This is a genomic window from Holdemania massiliensis AP2 (assembly GCF_000327285.1).
GTDB lineage: Bacteria > Bacillota_I > Bacilli_A > Erysipelotrichales > Erysipelotrichaceae > Holdemania > Holdemania massiliensis.
On sequence record NZ_HE998568.1, the window covers coordinates 962,559 to 989,320 of the forward strand.

Sequence of the window (26,762 nt, forward strand, 5' to 3'; positions counted from 1 at the left end):
AGTTACTGCCTCGCTGGCAGTCATGCCGTTCCTTTTTATAATTGAATGATATCTGTAAGGGAGTTTGCCTGTCTGATCAAGACTGACTTTTACTCAGGCGACTTTGTACTTCATGAATTCAGGATTGGCAAGTCGCGCTCGGTCTTCAATTCGGCAGACCTGAATTCCTTTCTGATAAGTCGCTAAGCATTGATGTTCATCATTGACCACAATAAAATCTGCTTGTTTTCCCTTTCTCAGCGATCCGATTCGGTCCTGCTGATCTAAGAACACCGCCGCATTCAGCGAAGCCATCGCCACGGCCTGCGGCACCGGCAGATGCAGCTCATCAATCAGGTTGAACACATCCTGCAGCAGTGTTCGGCCGCTTCCGTAGATCGTTCCGTCCTCCAGCACGATTTTTCCGCTGGACTCCAGCCGTTCAATCACCCCGTCAATCTGATAATCTCCCGCCGGCATGCCGGTCATGCTGTCGTTATCGGTCATCATCAGAATCTTATCCCAGGATTTCATTCTCAGCAGGATCTCAATCATCTGCGGACAGACATGGATCAAGTCGCAGTTGATTTCATTGTAAATCCGCGGATCAAGGAGAATCGCACCGGTAACGCCAACCTCTCTGTGATGTAATCCGCGCATCGCGTTGAACGAATGCGTTGCCATTTGGCAGCCAGCGTCAATCGCCGCGATTGTCTGGCTATAATCCGCGCCGGTATGCGCAATGCCCATCCGCACGCCTCGCCCGCCTAATTCACGAATCACTTCCATCGATCCTGACAGCTCCGGAGCCAAACCCATACTGACTAAGTCTCCGTCAGCTGCTTCAAAATATTCCATGGCTCTTTCCAGCGTTGGTTTTTCAAACGTTTCAATCGGCGTTCCGCCATTGTATTCAGGATTATAGAAAGGGCCTTCCATATATAATCCCAAAATCTCTGCCCCCTGCTTCTGAGCAGCCTTTGCCGCATGCAGCGCTTTAACGTTTTCCAGCATAAAGCCGGAAGAAATACAGGAAGGCACGCAGGCCGTCACCCCCGTCCATAACAACGCGTCCGCCATGCGGAGAATCTGGTTAGGATCGGTTGTTTTCGAAGCATTCCATCCCATGAAGCCATGCAGATGGGGGTCGATCAATCCAGGAAACAACCAGTGATCTTGATAATTGAGCACCGGTTCACCTGAAGGCGATGCCTCAATCGCCGCAATCTTCCCCTGTTCATCCGCACTCAGCCAACCATCAACAATTTCAGTTTCTGTCACAATCCGGTGACTGCGATAACTTTTCATAATTTTCATTTTCCTTTCTGCGCTCTTAATTCTATTCTATGCCTGAATTTCAGCTTCCTCAACCTGTTTAGAAGATCGTGCTCAGATCCGCATTGATCTGTTTCACCTTCTCATTGATATATAAGATCTGTTCCCGGCTGGCATCAATCGCTTCACGGATCATGGCTGCAGTATCAGTCTGCTGCGGATCCAGTACTAACGCCAAAACCAGACTTAAGTTGATACCGCTGACCAGATGCGTATGCGGCCGTTTCAAATAATGAATCAATAACTGGTTCACGCTGCCGCCAGGCAGATCGGTAAGAATGATGATTTCATCCTGTTCATCTTGATTTTGAAAATAGGCTTGGATAAGATCACTCGGATTTTCCACACCGACAAAGGCATTGATCACCGCCAGCCGCTGAGTGTCGCCGGTAATGATCTGCAGCGCATTCTGAATCCCGGCGGCCATTGTGCCGTGGGTTGCGATTAAGAACTTCCGCATTGTTACAAGATCCCGATAAACCGCCCCGCAATGGCGACGACCATCATTCCGATAATAATCCAGTTAGCTTTGACGTTCCTGCGCAGCAGCACGATGACCAGTAAGGAAAGCATCAGCGGCAGGAAACCGGGCATAATCATATCAAAGGCACTCTGCAGCTCAAACGGAACATTGCCAAAATTCAAGGTCAGCGGTGTAGATAAGCTGACGTTGGAAGCGACCATTGCCCCGACCATTGTCAGACCAACAATCCCGGCGGCTTTGGAAATCAGCGTGATCAGACCGCTTTCATCCATTTTCTGAACCAGCTTGGTTCCTGTCGTATAAGCTGCAATTTCCAAATACCAACGGCCGATAAAGCTTGGCACATTGATCAACAGGACAAACACGATCGCACCTAAGACAGACCCTGTCTGCGCCAAGGAAATACCGATACCGGCAGCTAGCGTGCGCAGGACAACCCAGAAAATTGCATCGCCGATTCCCGCGGTTGGGCCTAACAGCGCGGTCTTGACAGAGTTGATCGCGGCGGGATCAAAGTTTGGATTGGATGCCGCTTCCTTTTCCATTGCCGCAGCTACGCCTAAGTTAAAGGTGGCGACATTGGGACAGGTATTGAAAAACTGAGAATGCCGAATCATCGCAGCCTTCAGTCCTTCAGGATTATCCTTATAATAATATTGAAGCATTGGAATCATTGCGAAGCCAAAACCCAAGCCTTGCAGCCGAACCATGTTGAAGCAGGATTCCAGAAAGTTAGAACGCCAATACATCCGTTTTAAAGCGGCGGCTTCTTCTTTTGGATAAGCTTGTAAATTTTTATTCATAGAAAGAATTCCTCCTCTTTTTCAGTTGTTTCCGCCGCAGGCTGTTTCAGTTTGATCAGCGCCTGGAAGTCAAGTTCCCGGTAAAGTTCAATACCCGCCAGAATAAAGGCAATTAAGGCTACGGCAGTCGTGGAAACGTTAAAGAAGATAACGAGGACGAAGCCAAGCAGATAATACAGGAATGCGCCTTTCTTCCCTAAAAGCATAATCGTAAGGATTCCTAGCCCAACAGCAGGAAGCATCCCGCCTGCCACTTTGATACCGTCAATAATCGGAGCTGGAATCGCAGCGAGCAGCACATCGATCGAATGGGTTCCAAAAGCAATGCAGAGAAAGACCAGCGATGCTTGGAAACAATAAACTAAAGCCGACACCCATAAGATGGCATGGTCATAACCCTTGGTATTGCCAGTTTCAGCAAAACGATCAAACATCGGCAGGAAGCTGGCTGTAATTAACTTCTGCAATTCAAAGGTGAAGACACCAAGCAAGCCAATCGGCACGGCGAGAGCCAGCGCCACTTCCATTTCCGCGCCGGTTAGAATAACGAATGCCGTGGCAATCGTTCCGCCTAACCCTGCATTTGCTGGCATCGACGGTCCAATGCTGGCAACACCTAAGAAGATCAGTTCAATTGAAGCTCCGAGTAAAATTCCCTGTTGGAGATCACCGAGCACCAGGCCGACTAACGGACCTAATACAATCGGACGATCCAGCATTGGATTGGCACACCATGATAATGAGAGCAAGCTAATAACATAGAATACCAATGCCACTAACAAACCTTGGACGATCATCATATTTCATTCCTCCTTAACATCCCAGGTGCTGCAGACAGTCGCTGACCTTTTTCTTCGGTTCATGCGGTACCATCTGTATTGTAAATTCAATCGCCAGCGCGCAGATTTTCTTTAACGTATCCACGTCTTCCGGGTCGAGATAGATATTGCGGTCGAGTTTGATTTTTTCCTCAGTCCGCAGTTGTTTGCTTCCGTAGTAATTCCCGATGTTGATCCCCTCCACGGTTTCCCTAACCGCCGCGGCAATCCGCAAAGCGTCCCGCGGATGATTGACGACGACAAAGATCTTCATCGGCCGGGCCTTTGGATTTTGAAGCAATGCGATTGCGTCATCGACACTGCGGATCGCCACCTTCATCCCCGCGGGTACCGCCAGCTTCAGCGCAATAATCTGAAGCTCATTGTGAATGACTTCATCATTGGCGACGATGATGGAATCTGCCTGCAGCGTTTTCGTCCAGGTGGTTGCCACTTGACCATGAATCAGCCTGTCGTCTACCCGCAATAATTTAATCATTCTTGTTTCCACCTCCTTCTGATCGTTCTGCCCTCTTCTTAGCAATTTTCATGGCAACCTGCCATTTTTTTCAGTCTTGCAATAAAAAAAGACGAACTTTCTTCCTTTTTCGGTAAAGTTCATCCTTTTTCTTGATTTCGGCGGTTAAATTAGGTTAATCTTCGGCGAAGAAATCCGGCTGACCGCGGACTGCGACACTGTCTGGGTTTTCCGCGACACTGCCCTGTTCAATATAATCGTACAGATACCCGATTTCACTGACCGGCAGCACGATGTTGTATGCCTTGCAGACAGAAGCAAAGCTGTCCTGAACGGTACGAATAAACTCAGTTTGGCTGTGTGTGAAGGTTTCCAGATCCGGATACTGCGCCGGCGCCTTGCCGATCACCAGCCGTTCGATCAAACAACTGATATGCAAATACAAGCCGATGATCGTGCGGCCGCTGAAACTGCATTGGCGTTTCTCCTGAATCTGATCCAGAATTTCCTCGACGTATATTAATATCCGGTTGGGATTGAGAATCGTCAGATAATTCATCAGGTTTTCCATGGAGAAATTCTTGATGATCTTCCGTTTGAAAACATGCAGCTGATCTTGAGATAGAATGCCTTTCAAGCATTGATCCAGCGCGTCCATATTTTTCTGATCGATCAATTCTTCCACGGATACAAAAGGAATTCCCGCCACCGATGCATCCAGGGTGCCGACAATTAGCAGAATATGATACTGGGCCGTCAAGCTGGTGATCCGCCCCTGATTGAGCGAGGAATAGTCTACGGGAATTAATTCCACCTTAACTGAAGCGGGCAGACTGTTTTGAAACAAAGCCAGCACTTTTTCCGCCGTGGCGATTCCGGTTGAACAGACGGCCACAATGGCATTAGGCTTCTGTTGGTTCTCCAGGATTTCGTAATGATGAACGCTGCGCAACCTGGCTTCTTTGAGAATTTCTTTTAATGAACGCGTTCCTTCCATGATCATCGAACCGATGTCCAGCATCAGCTTGGTTGACACATTAGAGAGAATGCCGATGTTCATCGTGCGTTGAGTGCCTAAAGCGTCGCTGATATTTTCCAGCGATCCCATATCGACCAGAACAATCAGCTCCAAGCAACCTTCCAGGGAGTCAATGTATTCGTTCAACCGGGCTGTGACATCGTCAAAGCGGCAATCTGCCGGCATATCGATTGCATCAAACATCTGCGCAGAAGCTGATTGCCAACCTCGGCCATGCCGCTGGCAACCGCATAGCCATGCGCCAGAATTACAACAGGAATGGAGGCTCGCTGCAGATCCCGGCTGAAATACTGCATAAAGATAAACAGATCCAAGGTAGGCAGCAGCGTGGAAGTGAAGGACAGAGTATTGACAGCCAGATCCAGAATCTTGCGGATCTGACGGGCTTCCAACGGATACCGCTGCAGGATCAGCTGCAGAAAGGCTTCCGCGCTTTCCTTCTCCTCAGCATTCAAGGAAAATTCCTGCTGACGCTGACGGGCAGCGTCAGCCAAATAACGAGCCAGAATCTTGATTGAATTGTTGGACAGCTGCCGGCGGGGAGAGTGGGAAACACTCAGCGTTAAAATCAAACTGGATAAATTGCGGAATATCTCCTGCTGCGGCGTAATCCAGCGATCCTGAATCAAGGTATCCGCATAGGTTTCCAGTTTGGTATAGGCTACAGCCAGAAAACTGTCAAAGCTCATCTGGCGCTGTTTATAGCTGTGGAAGCTGTGCAGCAGCGCATGGTTGAATACCTCATAGCTGCTCACATTGCAAATCTGCGGCACAACCGCATGCAGCGGATGCAGTGTCTGATCAGAGCATTGAAGCAGGTCATAGGTAATCGCTGAAGTCAGGCCAGCCGGCAAATCGTGAATATGAATTTCCAGCGATTGTGCTTTTCTGCGCAGAAAGGCATTGGCAACGCTGACCTTGACTGCATTTTCCAGCTCTCCGACATTGCCTGAGTAATGCACGGATTCCAACGTATGATAAGCCAAATCGCTGATTAATACCGTGCAGTCCAGCTTCTTTTGTTCCTTATGAAACAGGGTAACGATCAGCTCCCGCTTTTCTGATAAAGGCCGATGCTCCAAATCTGGCAGCTGCACGTGAATTGGAATTCGCCGCAGTAATGTTTTCAGCAGGATTTCCTGCGGATTTTCCGTGGTGGCCATCAATACGCGGACATGACTGGAATACCAGGTTTCGTTATCACCAATCATATGATAAATTCCTTGATCCAAAAACAAGAATATCTTTTCCTGACATTCCGGTTTCAGCGCATGAACTTCATCCAGAAACAAAACGCCGCCGTCCGCCGCTGCCAAAAAACCCTGCCGATCGCTGTCCGCACCTGTGTATGCTCCTTTTTTATAGCCGAACAAGTGCGTCAGGAACAGTTCCGGATTATCCGCATATTCAGCGCAGTTGATCGTAACGAAGGGACTGTCTTTGCTCAAAGTTCCCTGTTGGCAGGCGTATTGATACATTAAGCGGGCCAGGTAGCTTTTTCCGGTTCCCGTCGCTCCGGTCAAAAGCATAGGCAAGCCTTGCGGCGGATAGGTAATCGCGGCTTTCGCTTGTTCGATGGCATAGGAAAGGCTCCCGTTTCGCCCGACAAGCCGATCAAACACATCGTTCTCTTTCCGCAGCTTATACTCATTCAGCTGTGGCCAGCCTGACAAGGAGCTGAGTGTTTCAGGGATCGCGTAGCCCTGCTGAAGCAGACGCTCGCGGCTAAAATAATATACCGGACGGGTATTGATTTTGACACAAAGCCGCTGTTCGGTTAAATCGTTCAGCAGCTGACTGATAAAGTTGCGGCTGTAATTCAGTTTCTGGGCCAACCAGGCGGCAGTGAAATGATCCGCCTGCTTTTCATTTAATTCCTCGGACTTTAACAAGGATAAAATCTGATTCTGGACTGTGAGCTGATTTTCTCTCATCGCATCTCCTTTAAAGCGTTATGTAAGTTTTACTTTAAATTTAGTATAATCATTTCAGAAGCACGAATCAATTGTTATTCAAGGAAAGGTAATCTTTTATAGAACCATTATTTTCCATGAATTCCACTTTTAACAGCCTGACATTCAAGAGAAAGGAGAAAGCTATGAAAACCTCGGTCACACTTCGTCCGCAGCCAAAACTGGAACTTCACTATACGCAGGCGATGGAAAAATCGCTTCAGGTTCTGACATGGAATCGGGCCGAGTTGATGCGTCAGCTGCGGCTTAGGCAGAAAAACAATCCTTACTTACGAACAATTCAGAGTGACTGGCTGAACTTTACCTCATCGCCAACCTCTTTAAAAGCAGACCTCTGCGGACAGCTATCCAATCTGAAACAGCCGATTCAGAAGCATATCTGTCAGATTTTAATCGAATCGCTGAATGATCAAGGTTTCCTTGACGACTCTCTGCAGGATTTAGCTCAGACATTTCATGTTCCGCTGCCTGTCCTGGAATTGCATTTAAGCTGGCTGCAGCAGCTGGAACCGGCTGGGGTGGGGGGCAAGGAATCCGCAGGAATGCTTGATTTTACAGCTGCAGCGTTTTGGTTATCAGAAAGCGATCGAATTTTTAACTGTTTGTGAAGCTGAAATCCTAACTCATGACTGGCAAAAAGCCGCCGTAAAAATGGCATGCAGTCCTGCTGAAATTTTAAATTATTTTCATCAGCTTCAGGAATGTTCTCCCGCACCCTGCGCAAGCTATGAAGCAGCGAATGTGCAGTGGATTTTGCCGGAGTTTGAGGTACGGGTGGAGGATCATCACTGCATCTTGGAAAGTATTGAAGAACCGAACCTGAGCCTGGATCAGCAGCCTCCGCCCGCCTTGCGGCAGGCGCTGCAGGAAGCACGCTTCTTTCTCGACGCCCTGTCCCAACGCAATCTGACCTTGAGTTTGATCATGAATGAGCTGCTTCTGATCCAGGAAAACGCGTTAATTCATCATCAGCCCCTGCGGGCATGTCAGAAAAAAGAAATTGCGGAGAAGCTGGGGCTGCATCCTTCCACAATTACGCGGGCTGTTCACGATAAATATTTCTTATTTGAAGGAAAGCTGCTTCCCATTGACATGTTGTTTGCGTCCTTTAGCGCGAACGATCTCAGTCAGGATGAACTTATTTCACAAATCCGCACGGTAATTGCCCAGGAATCATCGGATTTTCCGCTTAGTGACTTACAGATCATGATGCAGCTGCAGGAAAAACAGATTCAGTGTTCCCGGCAGTTAATCGCCAAGCTGCGGAGGAAAGCGGGTATTCCTGCTTCTTACCAGCGAAAGCGCATCAATTCATAATAAACTTAAAAAAACAAAATCGTCAGCTTCCTTCTTTGAGAAACATCCCTGTTCGCTTGGATGTTTCTCAAATCTGCTTCTCTGATTGAATCGGAAGACCTCACGGGAAATGCCAGTTCTTGCACGGTTCACGCGCATTAGAGTAAAGGAATTCAGTCTGAGAACTTGCCAATCCCCACAAAGAAAACCTTGGAGCTTCCGCTTTCTGGATTCTTCATGGCTGATTCAAGTTTATTTTTGATTTAAAGCGCTGTTTCCTGCGATCCGGCCGTTGTTCCCACATTGGAAATTTCAACGTAGATTCCCGGAACATACTTCAAGCCTAATTCCTTCGCTATGGCTTCGCTTATGCCGTTTTCAAAGCTGCCATCAAGCAGAACATCGTGTTCGCTGATTCTTCAACATAGCGCTTGCCTGTTTCCGGATCGACATAAATTACACTTTCTCCTGCACCGCCGGCAAGATTTCCATTTTGGCACAGAGTTTTCCATTATAATTTCTGAGATTATGCAAAAGTTTTTACTGGTATACAGAATTTCTTTTTTCACTATGGTACGCAATCCTTCCCTTATCCCTGTATTTTTCTATATTCATCGCCACAACTATTTCACTGTCAGATTATAACAGGTTCCATTATGATCAAAAACTAATACAGAATTTTCATCCACCTTTCGGAAATAAATACCCCCATTAAGTTCTGGGACAGCGGTCATTCCAATTCTATCCCCTAAATCTTTCAAGATCACAATTTCTCCATTATAAAAACCAACAATGCCTTTCTCTAAGACACAATAATTTTCTAATCTTAACGTTGTCTTCAAATCATATTTCACCCCGTGATCTTCCAGTACATACGATATTAAAGCATCTGGCTCAGCGGTATTCTTAAGCCATTCCGTGATTAATATTTTATTCCCTAATGGAGCTGCATTAACTAGCTTTTCTGTTAAAGGTGTTTTTGATATGCGGCCCTTTTCAATTTTATTCATCGTTGTTTGATCACTATTCCCTGTAATAAAATAAATTTTATTGTTATTAACATGGATCTTTTGATCAAATAAAAATTCACATTCATCATCTAAGCTATAATGATCATGCTCGCTAACATGATATCCCCCTGTGCTGGAAATGATTTTCTCACAAGTATTGGCGTCGAATTTCCATAATTCAATTCTATATTTCCCCTCGGTTTTATCCTGCGCATCATCATAAGAAGAAACGGAAATGTAAATTGAATCCTTATCGACCGTAAATTCTGGTAATTCATAAATATTATCAACGCTGCCTTTTGTGATAATCTTTTTGTCGCCCTCTTTTAAATGGATTACTTCAAAATCCATGAAGGTGAAATCAGACAACCCTGTATAAGTAACATTCGTATATAAATATGACTTATCTGATAATTCTATAAAATTCCAAATTCTACCCTCATCATTACCTCTATTAATAGCTGTGACTTCTGTTATTTCTTTGCTCTTTAAATCCATTAAATATAAATGCTTTGAAACAGAATAGGCTTCATGATCTTCTAATTCAACTACACTTAAATTGTTGTGATAAACATCCCTGTATTCCAATATCTTACTATCATCTAACTGAAATGATGATACCTGATAGTCTGTTTCGATTTGATCCACAGGCATATTCCTGGAAAGAGGTTCATCCTTTGTTATGGTCTTGCAGCCACCTAAAAGAGAAATCATGATGATAACCCAGCATAAAATTACTTTTTTCATTAGATTTACTGAATAAAATATTCCTTTAGTTCCTTGAAAGCATTGATCATCTGAACTGTCATTCACTTTATTCATAACTTACCCTCCACCGCCTTTTTATTCTATTATAATAGATAGTTTCGTTGTAAAAAAATGAAAGCGATTAAAACAGGAAAAATTAGGCGTATCCAGGAAATATAATCATAATATGATTAAGACCATTAATATAATACATTGTGGAAGATTGAATTATGTTTCATAGGCAAGATTGCTCAGCTTGACGACTATATTATAGTATAGTATAATATAGTTGAAAAGAGGTGGTAAAGATGGCATTCTCAATTCATATGAACGATGAAGAACGGAAATTGGCTGATAGTTATGCAGCATTGCATGGAATGTCTTTGGCTGAAGCCTTCAAAAAAGCCTTATTTGAAAAAATTGAGGACGAATACGATATCGCAGTAGCAGAAGAAGCCTATGAAGAATATGTTAAAAAAGGCAAAAAAAGCGAACCTATTTCTAAGCTATGGCGGGAATTAGATCTATGAAATACAACATACAAACAACTCCAAGATTTGATAAAGAGTTCAGGAAGTTAGATCGTTATACGCAACAGATGATTAAAGCATGGATTGAAAAATATCTCATTGATTCTCCGAATCCCCGTCTGCACGGAAAAGGACTTACTGCAAACCGGAGTGGTCAATGGCGTTATCGGATAGGAGATTACCGTTTAATTTGTATGATCCAAGACAACGAATTAATTATTCTAGCGTTAAGCATAGGACATCGACGGGAGATATATAAATAAGACGCAACTAGTTTACAGCGTAAAAAGACATGATCTGGCATAGGTCATGTCTTTTTTGAAAGCATAATTCGTAAATTGAACTTAACTGATGATTGATAAATCGCTGATTGCCTGACAGGTGTATTTGTTAATCCTTTAGCAACGTATTTTGGATCAGAACTCCAATCTGATTCAAAACATCGACTGGAACGGCATATCCATGCTTATAGCATGGAAATATGTGTCATATTTATTTGAATATTGTTTTCTGCAAAATCACATCTATAAAAGGAAATAACATAACGATGGCCATGATGATAAAAAGGATACCGCAAAATTTGATCATAAAGATAGAAAACGAGGTCGGCATTCCATCTTTGACATAGAGGAAATGCTGAAACTCCCAAACTTTCTCAGGATTAGAAAATGCATACCCACCGAACCAGAAACAAAACGCAATGATGAGTACCATAAACATCGTTAAAGTCCCCCTTAAGTTAATCCCTTTTATTTTTATCGCTGTCTTCGTTGTTTTTCAAGGCTTGAATCTGTACGGAGTCAATATAATGCGTGGCATAGCCTTTTTCAATCGAAGCATTCCCATGTTTGCTGAAACAGGATAATTTTCTGTTTTGTTTTCCATTGCTTGTAAACGGTGAATGAAGGTTTTAATTTATTTTTCTTAGCATAGGAGCGAATTTCATGCATGATCAGCGAAAGCTTGCTGAAATAGAGGTATAGACCCGATCCAGTATATCCACGGCCGTGTCGCCAGTTTTTATAATTTGCTTTGGACAGAACCCCGATCTCCATCAGCACATCTACCGGAGTCGTATATCCGCGGACTTTGCATTGGTTAGCCATTGCCGTGTGCACCCGCTTCGTTAATTCCTGATTGTTCATCAATCACCCTAGGCATATTCGTGCATAAACAACGGTTTCCCGCTGAGCGCAAAAGCCTCTTTCGGCGAAGCCACGGTTGTGCCGTAAAGCCGATTGAACAAATCATAATCATTCACCCGCGCCATTGTAAAACCATAATCCTGCCAAGTCACACCCTTGATAATCTTCTCTAAATGTTCATCGGCAGTCGTATGCACAAGGATTTCATTCTTCAGCTGCAGCGCCAGATTCAATAATTTGAACAACGCCACACTGTTGAGATAAATGCACTCCCGCACTTCAATCCCCTGAGCCGTCTGATATAAAGAAGCATAGCCTTGAATCTGCTGGTTCTGATCGTAATAGGCAATCAGCTTTCCGCCCTCGGCATTACATTCCTCCTGCAGATGATCAAAATCCTCTTTCGTGCGCAGATAGAATCCATCAAACCGGCGGACATACGCCGTATACACCTCAAGCAGATCTTCTGATTTAATCTTATAGGTCAGTCCCTCATTGCTGCAGGTGGGAATCTGTGAACGCTGCACCTTATAACGTCTTCGGTAATACACCATCTCAAAGCCAAACTGAATATACATTGATGGATTGTAAGCCTGGATCAGCGTCACCAGTTCACGATGTTCAACCTCATCCAGCACATCATTCATCAGCTCATGCATGCAGCCGCGCTTGCGGTAGGACGGCAGCGTTGCTACCCCCAGAATCATCGAAGTCTGTACGATCCGGCCATTCAGCATGATCGCATGCGGAATCCGCATCAGCGTGGAAACAATATTTCCAGATTCTTTGAGGACCAGCGTATTTTCCGGCTTGTAAAGCGTGCGGAAAAAATAATCCGTATAGCCGCCGTCATCGCCGGCGAACACCTGTTTCCAGATTCCGTAGATCGTCTTTTTTTCCTGAGGCAGCGCTTTACTGATCATAGCTGATTCTCCTTTCCGCAAAGCCGATACTTTTCAATTAAGAATTCAGGATGATAGGCAAGCTTGGCTTGGCGGATATTCTCATGCCCCATATCATCTTCCCGATTGACATACTCCGCCTGATCAAATTCATGGATCAGCCATTCCTTCATGACCGCCTGATATAATCCGCGAATTTCATCATCAGCTTTTTCAATATTTTCCTGACACATCCGATCACTCAGCCAGGAGCCGACCGCGAACGCCTTCACCTGACCGTCGATGCGGATCAGTCCCCCGCGGTAGGGAATCTGACCAAACAAGGATAAAATTCTGAATACCCCGCGCCGCTCTGCCTGCAGAAACGCATCCGGGTCGTCAGCATGCCATTGTTTCAGAAATTCCACACATTCAGCAACATTGTCCGAATTGAATGATTCATATTGCCAGCGGCCTTCGTACTCCTTATAAAACGCATTTAAATGATTGCGTTTTTTCTGCAGCTTCTTGCCCGCGAACGTTTTCAGCTTTTCACACAAGTAGACGTAATCGGCACTGTCGCGGTTTTCTTCCAGACAGGTGTTTGGAAAGGTATCCGCAAACCACTGCGCCGCTTCCTTCGTGAAACAGCTGAGTACAAACGGCAGATGGTAACGCTCAAAGATCGCCTTTGCCGCCAGAATCGCTTCCTTGAAATATTCCGGACGGCACAGCGGCATGTAAATGAACAACGTTCCCTCATGCACGCCTAAAAGCAGCAGCCAGTTGTCATGCTGACACTTAAACAACGGATAAGAGTCGATCCACAGGATCATGTTGACTAAGTTGTGATTGCTTTCTTCATACTGGGCCAGTGCTAAATAACGCTGGATCAGCGGATAATCGTCTATGGTAACGGGATCAAAATCCCTTAGTATCTGACTGGCGTCCATCCTCATCTGTCCTTCTTTCAGTATATTCCGCTTCGAAAACCTCAGGCTGCGATACCCGCTGTTCAAACGGGCTGTCCTGAGTTTGTTCATCAATCCAAATCGAATCCTGATTCTGATCCATCGACGCCCATTGATCGCTCATCGTTTTTGTCATTTTCCGTACCCGAAACAAACCGAATACGCCGAAGGCCACCAACATCACCAGCATTGCCAGAATAAACGGCCAGGCCATGCTGATAAAGGCGATGATCAGCAGAACTGTAAGAATCATCGTTAAAAATCTCATGTTATCACCGGTTTCATTATATCCTAAAAGAACGCAAAAGAGAAAAGTTTTGCAACTCTAACATCAAATTTAAGAATTTCTTTCACTTCGGCGGCGCCTCAGGCTGGCTGAAAGCATCCAAACGATCAAAAAACCGGAGGTCGCAAAGCACAAAAAGGCCAGCCCTACCTCGCCCCGCCGGCGGTTGTACTCCACAACCGAACTGACTGCACTGCGGGCAATGACCGGCTTTGAAGAAGCGGCCTTCAGTTGGGCGGCATACGTGTAGTCGGGATTGGAAATGGAAACGGACGCCGCCCCTTCTTCAACCAATAAACGCTGAACCAACTCTCCATCCGCAAACAGCCAAACGGGAAGCGGCGTGGTTTGGGCGACATGATCATCAATTTCAAAGGTTACGGATGCGGCCTGATTGAGGATTTCACAGGCTCGGGTTTTCCCCGTTTCCGTCAGTTCAATATCAAACAGGGTTACCGGCAGTGATTGTTCGTGAAGCACCACGGTGATCTGTCCCTGATCGCAGTTCCATTCTTCCGCCGTATAAGTTAAATTCCAAGACAAACCGGCCAGCTGGATCAATAAAAGAAAAAAAGTCAACTCCATCACCTCTCTAGCAGTATGGTTAAAGTTGGCTTTTTTATGCTGATTCTCTGGGTTTAGGGATCCAAAAACCGTTTATTCCGGAAGCTGTTCCGCAATTTCATGAAGCTTGCCGAAGCGATGCTTCATGCCGGACTTGGACATAGCGACGCCCGTCTGTTTTTCATATTCCGCGCTCAATTCGTTCAGACTGGCTTCCGGATACTGCACTCTCAGCTGAGCCACAGCTTTCAGCTTTTCGTCGAGAAACCGCAGCCGACCGGCTTTTTCAATCCGCGCGATATCGGCCAGCTGCTTCTTCGCCGCAGCCTGACTTTTCATCTCATTGGCCACTTCACAATTATCCAACCGCGTCAGGTTGTTGCGGAAATCCCGATGGATGCGGATATCCTCAAACTTCATCAGCGCTTCATAAGCCCCGACACAGCGCAGAAAATCAGCGATTTTATCAGCCGCTTTCAGATACACTACATACGCTGTCCGACGGGAAATCACTTTGGCCGGCATATCAAATTTATGCATCAGCTTCTGAATGAACAAAGCGTGCGATTCATCATTGGTAACAATTTCCAGATGATAATTTGTCTTTTGCGGCGAGTTAACCGAACCCATCGCCATAAAAGCTCCTGCCAGATAAGCTCTGGCGCAGCATTCCTTCTGAACTAATTTGCGGGTCGGATGATTCTGCAAGCCGTGATCCGTAAACAAGCCCAGATCATTCAGAATCTCCGTTGTTTTATTCAGCACCTGTAAACGATAGATGTTATTTTTCTTTAAGTTCATCTTTTTGATGACGGATAAGTCCGTTTCAACCGCATAGTTTTCCTTCAACAATTTAAGAATCCGTTTCGCTGTCGAGGCATTCTCCGTCTTAATCATTAGCGACATGCCCTGAGCATTGATCGTCAGGCTGGAGCACAGCTGCACCAAAGCAGAAAGTTCCGCCTTCTGGCAGCAGGTTTTCAGCTCATTTTGAGCAATTTCGGATTTGACTTCTGTGGTAAATGACATACTTACTCCTTCAATTTCGCTAACAGCTGCTGCAGACTGCGGCGGATTTTATCGGCATCATGGCGGACGAGTTCATCGCTGAAATCGAGCAGGGAAACTGGGGTGACCCGATAGGCATGCTGATCCTGAACCATTTTAACCGGTCTTCCGCCCTCCGCCGCATAACGGGTTAAAATTGTTTCCGGGATCGGATCCTGGGCAAACAGCACTTCATTAATTTTAGCACCATGACGAATCAGGGCGTCGACATGATCTTCCATCGTAAAATCATCCGTTTCCCCTGGCTGACTCATCGCATTGCACAGGTAAACGCCGTAAGCGTGCGATTGATGAATCGCTTCGGCAATTTCCGGAATGATCAGATTCGGCAGGATGCTGGTGAAAATACTGCCGATCCCGTAAACGATCAGATCCGCTTCCTGGATCGCATGGACAGCCTTTTCCGAGGCCTTGACCGGTTCCTGATAAAACACGGTATCGATCCGATTATTCATATTCGGAATGTTGGACTCCCCGCGGACGATCGTTCCATCCGCCATTCGGGCGAACAGCGTGATCACCTGGGTTGTAGCCGGGATAATATCGCCGCGTACATTCAGCACCTTGGACAAGATCCCGATGCTTTCCAGAAAGCTTCCGCAGCTTTGCGTTAACGCCGTCAGAATCAGGTTGCCGAGATTATGTCCCATTACGCCCTGATCTGCTTGTTGGGGATCCGCTTCCCCTTCAAACCGGTATTCCATAAGATTTTTCAATAACGTCTCTGATTCCGCCAGCGCGATCAGGACGGCGCGAATATCCCCCATCGCCGGGATATGAAACTGACGCCGCAGCCGACCGGTACTGCCGCCGTCATCCGCTACTGTGACGATCGCTGAAATCTGAATATCCTGAATAAACTTAATGCCGCGCAGAATGACCGATTGGCCATGCCCGCCGCCGATGACGACCACTTTCAACGGACTATTGTTCATCTAATTCCCGCTTATCGCGGTGTTCTTTATAACAGTTATATTGAATTTTATAGTGGTCATACAGGAAATTCGTGATCGAAACAGAGCGATGCTGGCCGCCGGTACAGCCAATCGCCACAGTGAAATGATTCTTGCCTTCCTTAACATATTCCGTAAACGCATAATCAAGGAATTCCAGCAGACGTTTGATAAATTCCTGAGTTTCCGGTTTATCCATGACATAATGATAGACCTGCGGATCATCGCCGGAGTACGGCCGAAGCTCCACTTCCCAATACGGATTAGGCAGAAAACGCACATCGATCATCAGATCCGCGTCCAGCGGCACGCCATGCTTATAGCCGAACGAAATGAAGCTGATCGAAAAGACCGGCGCGCTGCTCAATGAAAAATATTTCTCGATCTTCTGCTTCAGTTCCGAAGCTTTTAAAAACGTCGTGTCCACTAACAGAAAGGCGGTATCTTTATAATTCTGAAACATCTGCCGCTCCACGCTGATCGCTTCCTCCAGCGTATTGCACGCATTGGAGATTAAAAGCGGATGCGTCCGCCGTGTTGATTTATAGCGGTGCAGCAATTCTTCATTGGATGCATCCAGAAACAATACGCGCACATCCATGTCCTCGCCTTCAAAGGCTTTGAGGAATTCCGGAAAATCTTTCGCGGACGTCGCCAACGCTAAATACGAATAACGCGGATCGGTACTGTTTTCGATCAAATCTACCAACAGACTTAACAGCTGAACCGGGAACTGGTCGATGCAGTGATATCCCATATCTTCCAAAACGCTGGTTGCGCTTGTTTTGCCCGCTCCGGACATCCCGCTGACCAGGATAACCCGTTTTTTCTTCATCTCGATCACCTCTTGTTTGTTAGCTGTATTTTACCACAGCCCCTGGCGGTTCTCAATCGGGAACCCCCTTGTTTTTCTGAATCTGACTTTTCACGGCCTTTCTTGACGCACAGGGAAGCCATCTTTTCTATCGTATGTCCTGTCATCAATTCAATGTTTGCTTTTGCCCGATTTCTGTTTCTCTTTGACGGAACCAAGGGTGATCCAAGGAAGCAGAAACAAACGCTTCACGCAGTTTTTCCAAACACAATCCAACCTTTTTATTCTTCCGTTTCCTTTGTATAATTCTCTTAAAGGAGTGAAGATGATGAAGCGTATAATCAAATCGTTACGAAAAATAATGCCTTTCCTCTTGCTGACAGTGACCGCTTATCTGTTTTTAACTCCCTTTCAAAACACACTTTTTGTCGATGATCTTTCCAGACTAAACCTGGATGCTTATCAACGATATGTCAGAAATCAAAATTTTTATAAAAATCTTGAGGAATCGGATTATCATCATTTCGCTTTTCAGATGGATCAGGAGAATAAAATTGATGCCTTTATCCACAGCTTAACTCCTGTTTCAAGAAATGGCTTCCGTTACGGTGACATGCTTTTGGCCAACAGAGAATTTCCCGCAATCAACAGCACCGGCCTTTATCTGAGCAATCAAGAAACTTTGTATTTCCTGACCCCTGCTCAGTTTCATTATCATGGAAAACCGACAATCCTTGTCATCAAGCAGAAAATAGTGGCAGAACAAACTCAATTCATAGAAGCGGTTTACTATACGAGCTCTCTGGACATCAAACAATTTTGGCTTTCCTTAGAAAATTTCAATTCTAATCTTGTCCCATTTTCGGATTCACCGTGATTATCCGAAATTCTTTGATGTTCCTGACTTCCTTAGCATTATCCTACTCTTCAATTTGGATCTGTTTTAACAGTGCTTCCACCTGTTTGCGCTGCGCGATCCCGCGGCTGAAGGCCGTTGCCGTACCACAGGCTGCTGCCCAGCGCAGACTTTCCTCAAAGGATGCAGATGGGTTTTCCAACGAAGCTAAAAATCCGGCGACCATCGAATCCCCGGCGCCCACCGTGCTGATCATTTCGCCAGACAGCGGTAATTGACGGTACAAGCTGCCATCCGCAGCAAATAAAACTGAACCCTCTGCCCCCATCGATACTAGGACATGCTGAGCACCCAGCTGACGCAGCTCCTGAATTTGATCCTCTAAGGAAGCTTGGGGATTGGATACCATCTGCCGGAGCTCAGCTAAATTCGGTTTGATCAGAAACGGATGAAACCGCAGCGTCTTTTTCAGCAGATTTCCTTCCGCATCCACGACGACGCGAATGGTGGAATCTTCCAGCTGGGAAAGGATCTGTTCGTAGATTGATTCCGGTAAGGTCGGCGGTACATTCCCGGAAAGCACCAGCGTATCCTGAGGACGGATGCCGCGAATTTTTTCCAACAGTGCTTCCCTTTCTGCTGCACTGACCGCAGGCCCGCGGCCATTGATTTCCGTTTCCTCCTCAGCGCTGATCTTGACGTTGATTCGTGTCTGTCCTTTTTCACAGCGGATAAAATCCGCCGTGATCGCCTGCGCCTGCAGCTGACGAATCAGTTCCTCGCCGGTAAAGCCGGCCGCAAAGCCCAAGGCGGTTGTTGGTACCTTCAGCTGCGCCAGCATCAACGATACGTTAATCCCTTTGCCGCCGCCGATCAGCGCTTCACGGATACAGCGGTTGGTTTCACCCAGTTTTAAAGATTCAACGGTGCAGTAATAATCCAGCGCCGGATTTAATGTAACGGTATAAATCATAGAATTCCTCTTTTCCGTTTCGATGATCAAGCAAACGCATTTGAAAAAACCTGAACCGGATAAGGGTTCAGGTTCGGCAGCGAAAGCTTAAGCGAAATGCAGTTCGTAGCTCATTTCAGCAACATGGCTGATCGTCTGATAAACAGAACAATATTTTGTCGCCAGCTCGAAGGATTTGCGTACTGCCTCTTCCTTCTGTGTCCCGCGGATCGTCACAGTCAGATGCACGGTTTTTAACGTGGTCGGAACTTCTGTCCGTTTTTCACCTTCCACAACAATCTCCGCACCTTCGATTGCGATTCGTTTCTTTTCCAATATGCCTAAGAATGTCACATACAGGCAAGAGGCCAGCGCCCCGTAAAGCATGTCGTAAGGCGCAGCGGAACCGGGTTCCCGGCCAATTTTAACAACGCCTTCATCTAACTGCAGTTCACCCTGAAATCCATTCTCAAACCGAATTGCTCTTGATGCCATTTTTTATTCCTCCTTTACGTTTCCCGATGTTCCCGCTTCAAGGGAATCCGCGAAACGTTCTCTCTTTTTATCTATGCAGAAATCTTGCCTCAGATCCATTAATGTTTGATTTGATGGAAGGCCTGCTGAGCGGCAATCGCGCCATCATTGGCGGCAGTGACTACCTGACGCAGCGTTTTTGCCGTCGCATCGCCCACCCCGTAAATCCCCGGACTAGCAGTTTCCATATTGTTGTTGACAAGGATGTAGCCATGATCGTCGAGAATTCCCAAATCCTGCGCAAACTCCGTGCAGGGATCCGCGCCAATATACGGGAATACCGCTTTGGTGTTCAGCGTTGTCAGCTTCCCATCATGAACATTTTTTAAGACGATGCCGCCGACCTTGCCATCCAAATCCAGAATTTCCACCGGAACATGACTGCGGATAATATCAATCTTCGGATTCTGTTCGATCGCCTGCTGAATAATCGGCTCGGCTCGGAATACGTCGCGGCGGATTACGATATGAACCGCGCTGGCAAACTGTGTCAAATACAACGATTCTTCCAGCGCTGAATTCCCGCCGCCGATGACGGTCACCGGCTGATTGCGGAAGAAACTGCCGTCACACACCGCGCAATAGGATACCCCCTTGCCGGTCAGTTCTTTTTCATTCGGTATGTTTAACAGCCGTTCGCGGGTCCCGGTTGCAATGATCACAGCCGCGGCGGTATAAATCTGACCATCAGCGCAGACAACCTGCTTGATTGGACCCCCGATAATTTTTTCCACGTCGCCATACAGATATTCGGCCCCGAAGTGCGTGGAATGCTCGAACATCTGATAGGCCAGATCCGCCCCATTGATTTCCTTAATTCCCGGCCAATTCTGAATTTCATAGGTCTTGATCATCTTGCCGCCGGGTGCCGCTTTTTCCAGCATTGCGGTTTTTAAGCCTGCCCGACTGGCATAGACCGCGGCAGTCATGCCGGCAGGTCCGGCTCCGATAATGATTACATCATATTGCTGGTCCACGTCAAATCCTCCTTTACCAGAATTTCGATCTGCCGCAGATCATCAATGATCCGATTCGGTTTTTCATTTTCAAGCTGTTCCCGGCGCTCCGGATTAAACAGATAGCCGACGGAGAAAACACCGGCATTGCGGGCGGCCTGAATGTCCATCGGACTGTCGCCAACATAGATCACGCTGTCATGGCCTTCGTTCATCATCCGGCAGGCTGTCAGAATGCCCTCCGGATCCGGTTTTCCGTTTTTCACTTCATCCTGACCGATGATCACATCAAAATAGCCCTCCATCTGATTCAAGGTCAGACCCAGCAGCACCATTTCCTTGATTTTGGTGGAAACAATGCCTAGTTTATAGCCCTCTGCTTTTAAATAGTCCAGCATTTCCACAGCGCCATCCATCGGCTTAACCAGATCCGCGTGGAAGGCACGGTTATGTTCACGGTATTCTTTTGTCAGCTGGTCGGCATCCTGATCAGGGAAATATTCGGCAAACATGGCTTTCAGGGAAGGCCCCAGCACCGCGAGCTGCTTATCCCGAGTAAATTCTTCTTCTGTTCTGTATTTTTTAAACAGTTCGCGGTAGCTCGCCAAAATCGCCGGCTCTGTGTTCAGCAGCGTTCCGTCTAAATCAAACAAAATAACGGGTTTTGGATTTTTCATCAGTTTGCGGAAAACCCCCAGCATGCCTAACAGACCTACGACGATAAAGATCACTGAAATGACCTGTGCCATCCGCAGTCTTCCTAACATCAGACTGTCTGTCCGCAGTCCTTCAACGACAAGCCGGACCGCGCCGTACCAAAGCATATAGGCGTAAACTCCATCGCCGCGCTTTGGCTTAGAGAACTTTTTATACACAAAAACGATCAAAATGAAGCCCAAGATATCGCCGACGCTCTCATAAAAGAACGTAGGTTCCCGATAAGCTCCTTGAATGAACATCTGATTTTTAAACCATTCCGGATAAAACCGATAAAAGGATTCGCTGACTGTCCTGCCGAAAGCCTCCTGATTGATGAAATTGCCCCAGCGGCCAATTCCCTGCGCCAACAGCACATTCGGCACGATCGCGTCGGCCATCCGCATAAAATTAATCTTGTGTTTATGGGCATACCAAAGTCCAAACAGCACCCCGCCGAACAAGCCGCCCTGAATTGCCAGACCGCCCTCAAACGTATAAAGAATATGGAGCGGATTGGCCAGATAATATTCCAGATTGTAGAAGGCGCAGTACCACAGTCTGGCGCCGATCAGCCCGCAAATCAGGCAGCCCAAAAACAGATCCTCCGCTGTTTCTGCTTTGTATCCCATCTTTTTGATTTCCTTGACGCAGAATGAATACGCCAAAACGGCTCCGCAGAGAATGATCACCGCGTACCACTTAATAGACAGACTTCCGATGGCAATAAAAGTCTGCGGATCAGGAAAAAACTGCATTGTTGATTACTCCTTTTCTTTTTCAGGGAGTACGGCATTGGCTGCATTCTGCCGCTCAATGTAGTCGTACACCCGGTTCTCAAATGCTTTCGCGCTGTCAAATCCCATTTCTTTCAAACGGAAATTCGTGACTGCTGATTCAATCAGCACAGCAATCGTCCGGCCTTCCTTCACCGGCAATACGATCTTCGGCACATCCACTTCCAGGATGTGCATAAACTGTTCGGTTTCAATTCCAACCCGGGCATATTCGGCGTTGGAGTCAAACTTTTCCAGCGAAACGACCAGGTCAATCTGAGCCGAAGGCAGCAGCGCGCTGGCGCCGAACATCTTCGCCACATCGATGATGCCGATACCGCGGATTTCCAGCATGCCCTGAAGCAGTTCCGGGGAATGTCCGATGATGCTATTGTGGACACGCACGACATCTACGCGGTCATCCGCCACCAGAATGTGACCTTTGCGGATGAGTTCCAGCGCTGTTTCACTCTTGCCCATCCCACTTTCGCCGCAGATCAGCACACCTTTGCCATACACGCTGATCAAGACGCCGTGAATGCTGTCCGACGGCGCCAGACGTTCATCCAAAAAGCTGATCAGATCCACCATCAGCCGGGAAGTTGTCATGGCGGTGCGGAAGATCGGAAAATTTTTATATCCCGCAACCTCCAGCAACACCGGCGGACATTCACGATGATGGGTTAAAATAATCGTCGGCGTGTAGCCGTCGGTCAGCTGCTCAAAACGCTCCCGCTGAATTTCCACGGAAAGCGTATCGATGTACGCTTGTTCTTTATCTCCGATGATGACGATCCGGCGTGGTTCTGTATGTTTGTAAAACCCTGCCAGTTCCAGTCCCGGACGGTTGACGTCCGGAACGATCACCCATCGATTCAGCGATTCCTCATTGCCGCTGAGCTGTTCAAATTTGAAGTAGTTCTGCAGCTCGCTGATCATAACCTTGCCTTCGTATTCCATAGCCTCATCCTTTCTCAAGCATGGATTTCAGATATTGGCCAGTGTAGCTTTTTTCCACTTTTACGATCTGCTCCGGGGTGCCTTTGGCGATAATCGTACCGCCCTGATCGCCGCCTTCCGGACCAATATCAATAATGTAATCGGCGCATTTAATCACATCGAGATTGTGTTCGATGACAATGACCGTATCTCCATTATCGACGATTCGCTGTAAGACCGCAAGTAATTTTTTAACGTCATGCGTATGCAGACCGGTTGTCGGCTCGTCCAGGATGAAGACGGTCTTGCCGGTTGCCTTGCGCTGCAGCTCGCTTGCCAGCTTCACGCGCTGAGCCTCGCCGCCAGACAAAGTGGTTGCCGGCTGGCCAAGCTTGACATAGTCCAAGCCGACGTCATGCAGTGTCTGAAGCTTGGATTTGATTCGGTGAATCGAGGAGAAGAACTCAATCGCTTCTTCCACCGTCATTTCCAGCACATCGTAAATATTTTTGCCTTTGTAGGTAACCTGCAGCGTTTCTTCATTGTACCGCTTGCCATGGCATTCCTCACACGGAACATAAACATCCGGTAAAAAGTGCATGGAAATGCGTTTCACCCCGTCGCCCTGACAAGCTTCGCAGCGCCCGCCTCGAACGTTGAAGGAAAACCGTCCTTTGTCATAGCCGCGCAGCTTGGCTTCCGGAGTCTGGGTAAACAGATCCCGGATATCATCAAAGACGCCGGTGTAGGTCACCGGATTGGAGCGCGGCGTACGGCCGATCGGATCCTGCGAGATCTCGATGACTTTATCAAGATTTTCCAAGCCGAGAATGGCCTTGTGCTTGCCCGGCTTGATGCGGGTACGGCCTAAGGAATGCTGCACCGCTTTGCACAGGATTTCATTGACCAATGAAGACTTGCCGCTGCCGCTGACGCCCGTTACGACCGTCAGCGTACCCAATGGGAACTTCACATTGACGTTTTTCAGATTGTTCTCCTGCGCGCCCTTGATTTCCAGAAATAAGCCGTTGCCTTTGCGGCGTTTTTCCGGTACGTCGATCTTTTTGCGTCCGCTGAGGTATTGACCGGTAGTCGAGCTTTCGCACTGCATGACCATCTGCGGCGTACCGCTGGCGATCACCTCACCGCCATGCACGCCCGCACCCGGCCCGATATCGACAATCCAGTCGGATTCCATCATGGTTTCTTCATCATGCTCGACAACGATTAAGGAGTTGCCCAGATCGCGCATATTTTTCAAGGTTCTGATCAGCCGCGCATTGTCGCGCTGATGCAGCCCGATTGAAGGTTCATCCAGAACATACAAAACGCCGGTGAGCTGTGAACCAATCTGCGTTGCCAGCCGAATCCGCTGCGCTTCACCTCCGGATAAAGTCCCGGCCAGCCGGTCCAAAGTCAAATATTCCAATCCAACATCCTTTAAGAATGTTAAACGGCTGACGATTTCCTTAATGACTAACCGCGCAATTTCCGCCCGCATGGGATCAAGCTGTAAATTCTTCATAAAATCCAGCGCCTGAATGACGGACATCGTTGTCCATTCATAAATGTTCTTGCCGCCCACACGCACGCTCAGCGCCATCTCATTCAGACGCTTGCCGCCGCACTTCGGACAAGGGGATTCGGCCATGAACGAGGCATACCATTCCCGCGACATCGTTGACGTTGTTTCAACAAAACGCCGCTCAATCAACGTTTTAACCCCTTCGATGTAATCATTGCGGCTGAAACGGTTGCCGGAACGAGAAGCAATGCTGTAGGCAATCGGTTCTTTGGAACCATACAAAACGATTTCCAGTTCTTCCGGCGTAAAATCCTGAATTGGTTTATCCAGATCAATATGATAATGCCGGCACAGCGTATTGAATGTCTGCCATTCAATATTCTCCGTGTCCACAATATTCTTGTAGTAAACAATGCCGCCCTTGCGGATCGACTTGGAACGATCCGGAATCAGATAGTCGACGTCCACCCGCTGAGTAATACCCAACCCCTTGCATTCGTCACACGCTCCCAAAGGCGAGTTAAACGAAAACAGACGCGGTTCCAGACGCGGAACGGAGAAGCCGCATTTCGGGCAGGAATAGTTCTGTGAAAACAACAGTTCATTGTCTCCCGCCAAAACGACGACGATGCCGTTAGCCAGCTTGAGCGCTGTTTCAAGAGAATCGTGCAGCCGGGAACGAATCCCGTCATTCTTGACGATCCGATCGACGACAACATCAATGGAATGCTTCTTGTTCTTCTCTAACGGTTTGACTTCTTCCAGCAGAATCATCTGACCATCAACCCGAGCCCGCAGGTAGCCATCCTTCAGCAGCTTTTCAAAAACATCTTTAAACGTTCCTTTTTCCCGATGCGCAACCGGCGCCAGGATTTCCAGACGCGTCTTTTCCGGCTGTTCCATAATTCGGTCCACCATCTGGGTAATCGTTTGAGAAACGATCGGTTCATTGTGGACCGGACAATAAGGGACACCCACTCGGGCATACAAAAGCCGCAGGTAATCATAAATTTCAGTTACCGTACCGACAGTGGATCGCGGATTATTGCTCGTTGTCTTCTGATCAATGGAGATGGATGGCGATAAGCCTTCAATCAAATCCACATCCGGTTTCTCAACGCCGCCTAAAAACATCCGCGCATAAGCGCTTAACGATTCAACATACCGCCGCTGACCTTCCGCATAGATCGTATCAAACGCCAGCGATGTCTTCCCGGAACCGGACAATCCGGTCATAATGACCAGCTTATCCCGCGGAATCGTCAAATCGATATTCTTAAGGTTGTTCTCACGCGCGCCTTTAATAATAATTTTATCATGTTGCATGTTCTTACACCTCGCTTCATATAGCTTTCCCAAGAGTGCTTCTATTGTACATCATTCTTAAAAAAAATGCTTGGGAATGGCTACTTCTTCCTTATTATAAGGGGAGTTCACCGCCCTAGCAAGCTTTTCTTGAACGAAATTCAAGTGAAATTAGAAAATTTCAGCATTCCTTCTTAAAGACATCAGCTTTTCGTCACCTGTTCGTGATAAAATAAAAAGAAAAAAGGAGGCTGCCATGAAAAGCGCTGAAGAACGAAAGCAACAATCCATCGCTTTGCTGAAAGAGCAGGGTGTGCCTTATATCGAACATTTGCCGGGAATTGAAACGGCGGATGAAGTCCGGCTACGCAGTGCTGAGGAAATCGCTCGGCGCGCGATCTGCTGTCTGATCACCATTCAGCTGGCCTGCGACCTGCAGAATCAACAGGAGGTAGAAGACTCCCGGCTGTTTATGACCGGACTTCTGGATCGCTTTGGCGTCCGGCTGTTTCTGACAGAAAAAGAAAAAGCCATTTTTGAAGGAACGGCCAGTGAACAGGACTGGGTCAACATGGTCTGGAAATATGAGGCTTACTGGCCTTTGATCTGGGCCTTGGGACTGATTGATTCGCTTGATTTTCCGGATCAGATCTGCGATTGCCAGAAAGCGATTGAGGTCGTCAGCACCAAAGCTACATTTGATGAATTCATGAAGGATACCTCACTGCGTTCCATTGAGGAAATTCTCGACGCTGCGGACTTGATTTTCCGCTACGATTGGGCTTGTGTTGACGCCAGGATTAAAGGCGAACCCGCTCCGGCAGGATTAAACAGCGAAGTCGTTTATGAACGGCATTGGGGCTTGAACTGGCTGATTGATGCCGATCAGCAAAATGACTGGGATCACGTCAGCTGCAACACCTAGTTCTCATATTTTCCATAATTGGAGAGGCGGAAATAATTTTCGCTGAAGTGACCGAGCGAATGCCCATTCTCAGTGAAACGGCGGTCCGTCTTTTCGATTACTGCTCAAGGATTTTGACGCATTA

Annotated in this window: 29 protein-coding genes; 6 read left to right on the forward strand and 23 right to left on the reverse strand. The window is 47.1% G+C overall.

Annotated elements, in window-relative coordinates:
• Window positions 1–93 precede the first annotated feature (93 nt).
• From BN162_RS12255 to BN162_RS12280, 7 genes are all read right to left on the reverse strand, one after another.
• On the reverse strand, window positions 94–1,287 hold the full coding sequence (locus BN162_RS12255) for an N-acetylglucosamine-6-phosphate deacetylase (RefSeq protein ID WP_020225411.1): 1,194 nt from the start codon (window positions 1,285–1,287) through the stop codon (window positions 94–96).
• Window positions 1,288–1,354: 67 nt separating this feature from the next.
• Window positions 1,355–1,774: a PTS sugar transporter subunit IIA gene (locus BN162_RS12260; protein ID WP_040451836.1), complete on the reverse strand. Its 420-nt coding sequence runs from the start codon at window positions 1,772–1,774 to the stop codon at window positions 1,355–1,357.
• Window positions 1,775–1,776: 2 nt separating this feature from the next.
• A complete protein-coding gene (locus tag BN162_RS12265; protein WP_020225413.1) occupies window positions 1,777–2,601 on the reverse strand; it encodes a PTS system mannose/fructose/sorbose family transporter subunit IID in 825 nt (274 codons plus the stop codon).
• Window positions 2,598–3,401 carry a PTS mannose/fructose/sorbose/N-acetylgalactosamine transporter subunit IIC gene (locus BN162_RS12270; RefSeq protein ID WP_020225414.1) on the reverse strand — a complete coding sequence of 268 codons (804 nt, stop codon included), beginning with the start codon at window positions 3,399–3,401 and terminating at the stop codon, window positions 2,598–2,600. The genes BN162_RS12265 and BN162_RS12270 overlap by 4 nt, the downstream gene beginning before the upstream one ends.
• Window positions 3,402–3,414: 13 nt before the next feature.
• A complete protein-coding gene (locus BN162_RS12275; RefSeq protein ID WP_020225415.1) occupies window positions 3,415–3,918 on the reverse strand; it encodes a PTS sugar transporter subunit IIB in 504 nt (167 codons plus the stop codon).
• A gap of 154 nt (window positions 3,919–4,072) precedes the next feature.
• A complete protein-coding gene (locus BN162_RS18025; protein ID WP_051032540.1) occupies window positions 4,073–5,101 on the reverse strand; it encodes a PRD domain-containing protein in 1,029 nt (342 codons plus the stop codon).
• Window positions 5,059–6,870 (reverse strand): sigma 54-interacting transcriptional regulator, encoded by a 1,812-nt coding sequence (locus BN162_RS12280; protein ID WP_051032541.1) that lies wholly within the window; start codon window positions 6,868–6,870, stop codon window positions 5,059–5,061. The genes BN162_RS18025 and BN162_RS12280 overlap by 43 nt, the downstream gene beginning before the upstream one ends.
• 164 nt (window positions 6,871–7,034) lie before the next feature.
• Between BN162_RS12280 and BN162_RS12285 the strand changes: the two genes are divergently transcribed.
• A complete protein-coding gene (locus BN162_RS12285; protein ID WP_040451837.1) occupies window positions 7,035–7,517 on the forward strand; it encodes an RNA polymerase factor sigma-54 in 483 nt (160 codons plus the stop codon).
• Window positions 7,456–8,226: an RNA polymerase factor sigma-54 gene (locus tag BN162_RS12290; protein WP_040451839.1), complete on the forward strand. Its 771-nt coding sequence runs from the start codon at window positions 7,456–7,458 to the stop codon at window positions 8,224–8,226. The genes BN162_RS12285 and BN162_RS12290 overlap by 62 nt, the downstream gene beginning before the upstream one ends.
• A 602-nt stretch (window positions 8,227–8,828) precedes the next feature.
• On the opposite strand, the gene BN162_RS12295 is transcribed toward BN162_RS12290, so the two are convergent.
• Window positions 8,829–10,037, reverse strand: coding sequence for a hypothetical protein (locus tag BN162_RS12295; protein ID WP_020225416.1), 1,209 nt, complete (start codon window positions 10,035–10,037; stop codon window positions 8,829–8,831).
• Between the two features lie 233 nt (window positions 10,038–10,270).
• On the opposite strand from BN162_RS12295, the gene relB reads away from it, so the two are divergent.
• Both relB and BN162_RS12305 read left to right on the forward strand, forming a co-directional pair.
• Entirely contained in the window at window positions 10,271–10,492 is a 222-nt protein-coding gene (gene relB, locus BN162_RS12300) for a type II toxin-antitoxin system RelB family antitoxin (RefSeq protein WP_020225417.1), read from the forward strand.
• Window positions 10,489–10,755, forward strand: a complete 267-nt coding sequence (locus BN162_RS12305; RefSeq protein ID WP_020225418.1) for a type II toxin-antitoxin system RelE family toxin — start codon at window positions 10,489–10,491, stop codon at window positions 10,753–10,755. Before relB ends, BN162_RS12305 begins: the two co-directional genes overlap by 4 nt.
• Before the next feature lie 229 nt (window positions 10,756–10,984).
• Here the strand turns inward: BN162_RS12305 and BN162_RS12310 are convergent, their stop codons facing one another.
• From BN162_RS12310 to rapZ, 9 genes are all read right to left on the reverse strand, one after another.
• Window positions 10,985–11,212: a DUF6199 family natural product biosynthesis protein gene (locus BN162_RS12310; RefSeq protein ID WP_020225419.1), complete on the reverse strand. Its 228-nt coding sequence runs from the start codon at window positions 11,210–11,212 to the stop codon at window positions 10,985–10,987.
• Window positions 11,213–11,319: 107 nt separating this feature from the next.
• Window positions 11,320–11,637 (reverse strand): hypothetical protein, encoded by a 318-nt coding sequence (locus BN162_RS12315; protein ID WP_244264195.1) that lies wholly within the window; start codon window positions 11,635–11,637, stop codon window positions 11,320–11,322.
• A gap of 8 nt (window positions 11,638–11,645) precedes the next feature.
• A complete protein-coding gene (locus BN162_RS12320) occupies window positions 11,646–12,560 on the reverse strand; it encodes a GNAT family N-acetyltransferase (RefSeq protein WP_020225420.1) in 915 nt (304 codons plus the stop codon).
• Window positions 12,557–13,471: a DUF2156 domain-containing protein gene (locus BN162_RS12325; RefSeq protein WP_020225421.1), complete on the reverse strand. Its 915-nt coding sequence runs from the start codon at window positions 13,469–13,471 to the stop codon at window positions 12,557–12,559. Before BN162_RS12325 ends, BN162_RS12320 begins: the two co-directional genes overlap by 4 nt.
• A complete protein-coding gene (locus BN162_RS12330) occupies window positions 13,440–13,742 on the reverse strand; it encodes a hypothetical protein (protein ID WP_020225422.1) in 303 nt (100 codons plus the stop codon). The genes BN162_RS12325 and BN162_RS12330 overlap by 32 nt, the downstream gene beginning before the upstream one ends.
• Window positions 13,743–13,826: 84 nt before the next feature.
• On the reverse strand, window positions 13,827–14,354 hold the full coding sequence (locus tag BN162_RS18030) for a hypothetical protein (RefSeq protein ID WP_147612184.1): 528 nt from the start codon (window positions 14,352–14,354) through the stop codon (window positions 13,827–13,829).
• 78 nt (window positions 14,355–14,432) lie between these two features.
• A complete protein-coding gene (gene whiA, locus BN162_RS12340; protein WP_020225424.1) occupies window positions 14,433–15,368 on the reverse strand; it encodes a DNA-binding protein WhiA in 936 nt (311 codons plus the stop codon).
• 2 nt (window positions 15,369–15,370) lie between these two features.
• Window positions 15,371–16,342, reverse strand: coding sequence for a gluconeogenesis factor YvcK family protein (locus BN162_RS12345; protein ID WP_020225425.1), 972 nt, complete (start codon window positions 16,340–16,342; stop codon window positions 15,371–15,373).
• A complete protein-coding gene (gene rapZ / locus BN162_RS12350; RefSeq protein ID WP_020225426.1) occupies window positions 16,332–17,195 on the reverse strand; it encodes an RNase adapter RapZ in 864 nt (287 codons plus the stop codon). The genes BN162_RS12345 and rapZ overlap by 11 nt, the downstream gene beginning before the upstream one ends.
• Before the next feature lie 307 nt (window positions 17,196–17,502).
• Between rapZ and BN162_RS12355 the strand changes: the two genes are divergently transcribed.
• Window positions 17,503–18,051 (forward strand): hypothetical protein, encoded by a 549-nt coding sequence (locus BN162_RS12355; RefSeq protein WP_020225427.1) that lies wholly within the window; start codon window positions 17,503–17,505, stop codon window positions 18,049–18,051.
• Between the two features lie 43 nt (window positions 18,052–18,094).
• On the opposite strand, the gene pfkB is transcribed toward BN162_RS12355, so the two are convergent.
• From pfkB to uvrA, 6 genes are all read right to left on the reverse strand, one after another.
• A complete protein-coding gene (gene pfkB / locus BN162_RS12360; RefSeq protein ID WP_020225428.1) occupies window positions 18,095–19,003 on the reverse strand; it encodes a 1-phosphofructokinase in 909 nt (302 codons plus the stop codon).
• Between the two features lie 87 nt (window positions 19,004–19,090).
• Window positions 19,091–19,477 (reverse strand): OsmC family protein, encoded by a 387-nt coding sequence (locus BN162_RS12365; protein ID WP_020225429.1) that lies wholly within the window; start codon window positions 19,475–19,477, stop codon window positions 19,091–19,093.
• 98 nt (window positions 19,478–19,575) lie between these two features.
• Window positions 19,576–20,493 (reverse strand): thioredoxin-disulfide reductase, encoded by a 918-nt coding sequence (trxB, locus tag BN162_RS12370; RefSeq protein WP_020225430.1) that lies wholly within the window; start codon window positions 20,491–20,493, stop codon window positions 19,576–19,578.
• Window positions 20,472–21,926: a prolipoprotein diacylglyceryl transferase gene (gene lgt, locus BN162_RS12375; RefSeq protein ID WP_020225431.1), complete on the reverse strand. Its 1,455-nt coding sequence runs from the start codon at window positions 21,924–21,926 to the stop codon at window positions 20,472–20,474. The genes trxB and lgt overlap by 22 nt, the downstream gene beginning before the upstream one ends.
• A gap of 6 nt (window positions 21,927–21,932) precedes the next feature.
• Window positions 21,933–22,904 (reverse strand): HPr(Ser) kinase/phosphatase, encoded by a 972-nt coding sequence (gene hprK, locus BN162_RS12380; protein ID WP_020225432.1) that lies wholly within the window; start codon window positions 22,902–22,904, stop codon window positions 21,933–21,935.
• A 4-nt stretch (window positions 22,905–22,908) separates the two neighbouring features.
• Entirely contained in the window at window positions 22,909–25,734 is a 2,826-nt protein-coding gene (gene uvrA / locus BN162_RS12385) for an excinuclease ABC subunit UvrA (RefSeq protein ID WP_020225433.1), read from the reverse strand.
• A 235-nt stretch (window positions 25,735–25,969) separates the two neighbouring features.
• On the opposite strand from uvrA, the gene BN162_RS12390 reads away from it, so the two are divergent.
• Complete coding sequence (locus BN162_RS12390) at window positions 25,970–26,638, forward strand: DUF4272 domain-containing protein (protein ID WP_020225434.1); 669 nt, start codon at window positions 25,970–25,972, stop codon at window positions 26,636–26,638.
• Window positions 26,639–26,762: the final 124 nt, after the last annotated feature.

Excerpts from the sequence above, each read along its gene's own strand:
- BN162_RS12345 (WP_020225425.1), bottom strand. The coding sequence starts at position 16,342 with ATGAACAATAGTCCGTTGAAAGTGGTCGTCATCGGCGGCGGGCATGGC.
- BN162_RS12285 (WP_040451837.1), top strand. The coding sequence starts at position 7,035 with ATGAAAACCTCGGTCACACTTCGTCCGCAGCCAAAACTGGAACTTCAC.
- pfkB (WP_020225428.1), bottom strand. The coding sequence starts at position 19,003 with ATGATTTATACCGTTACATTAAATCCGGCGCTGGATTATTACTGCACC.
- BN162_RS12305 (WP_020225418.1), top strand. The coding sequence starts at position 10,489 with ATGAAATACAACATACAAACAACTCCAAGATTTGATAAAGAGTTCAGG.
- BN162_RS12275 (WP_020225415.1), bottom strand. The coding sequence starts at position 3,918 with ATGATTAAATTATTGCGGGTAGACGACAGGCTGATTCATGGTCAAGTG.
- BN162_RS12320 (WP_020225420.1), bottom strand. The coding sequence starts at position 12,560 with ATGATCAGTAAAGCGCTGCCTCAGGAAAAAAAGACGATCTACGGAATC.
- BN162_RS18025 (WP_051032540.1), bottom strand. The coding sequence starts at position 5,101 with ATGCCGGCAGATTGCCGCTTTGACGATGTCACAGCCCGGTTGAACGAA.
- whiA (WP_020225424.1), bottom strand. The coding sequence starts at position 15,368 with ATGTCATTTACCACAGAAGTCAAATCCGAAATTGCTCAAAATGAGCTG.
- BN162_RS12315 (WP_244264195.1), bottom strand. The coding sequence starts at position 11,637 with ATGAACAATCAGGAATTAACGAAGCGGGTGCACACGGCAATGGCTAAC.
- BN162_RS12265 (WP_020225413.1), bottom strand. The coding sequence starts at position 2,601 with ATGAATAAAAATTTACAAGCTTATCCAAAAGAAGAAGCCGCCGCTTTA.
- BN162_RS12355 (WP_020225427.1), top strand. The coding sequence starts at position 17,503 with ATGAAGCGTATAATCAAATCGTTACGAAAAATAATGCCTTTCCTCTTG.
- BN162_RS12330 (WP_020225422.1), bottom strand. The coding sequence starts at position 13,742 with ATGATTCTTACAGTTCTGCTGATCATCGCCTTTATCAGCATGGCCTGG.
- uvrA (WP_020225433.1), bottom strand. The coding sequence starts at position 25,734 with ATGCAACATGATAAAATTATTATTAAAGGCGCGCGTGAGAACAACCTT.
- BN162_RS12270 (WP_020225414.1), bottom strand. The coding sequence starts at position 3,401 with ATGATGATCGTCCAAGGTTTGTTAGTGGCATTGGTATTCTATGTTATT.
- BN162_RS12255 (WP_020225411.1), bottom strand. The coding sequence starts at position 1,287 with ATGAAAAGTTATCGCAGTCACCGGATTGTGACAGAAACTGAAATTGTT.
- BN162_RS12280 (WP_051032541.1), bottom strand. The coding sequence starts at position 6,870 with ATGAGAGAAAATCAGCTCACAGTCCAGAATCAGATTTTATCCTTGTTA.
- BN162_RS12390 (WP_020225434.1), top strand. The coding sequence starts at position 25,970 with ATGAAAAGCGCTGAAGAACGAAAGCAACAATCCATCGCTTTGCTGAAA.
- BN162_RS12325 (WP_020225421.1), bottom strand. The coding sequence starts at position 13,471 with ATGGACGCCAGTCAGATACTAAGGGATTTTGATCCCGTTACCATAGAC.
- relB (WP_020225417.1), top strand. The coding sequence starts at position 10,271 with ATGGCATTCTCAATTCATATGAACGATGAAGAACGGAAATTGGCTGAT.
- BN162_RS12310 (WP_020225419.1), bottom strand. The coding sequence starts at position 11,212 with ATGTTTATGGTACTCATCATTGCGTTTTGTTTCTGGTTCGGTGGGTAT.
- rapZ (WP_020225426.1), bottom strand. The coding sequence starts at position 17,195 with ATGAAGAAAAAACGGGTTATCCTGGTCAGCGGGATGTCCGGAGCGGGC.
- BN162_RS12365 (WP_020225429.1), bottom strand. The coding sequence starts at position 19,477 with ATGGCATCAAGAGCAATTCGGTTTGAGAATGGATTTCAGGGTGAACTG.
- hprK (WP_020225432.1), bottom strand. The coding sequence starts at position 22,904 with ATGGAATACGAAGGCAAGGTTATGATCAGCGAGCTGCAGAACTACTTC.
- lgt (WP_020225431.1), bottom strand. The coding sequence starts at position 21,926 with ATGCAGTTTTTTCCTGATCCGCAGACTTTTATTGCCATCGGAAGTCTG.
- BN162_RS12295 (WP_020225416.1), bottom strand. The coding sequence starts at position 10,037 with ATGAATAAAGTGAATGACAGTTCAGATGATCAATGCTTTCAAGGAACT.
- BN162_RS12260 (WP_040451836.1), bottom strand. The coding sequence starts at position 1,774 with ATGCGGAAGTTCTTAATCGCAACCCACGGCACAATGGCCGCCGGGATT.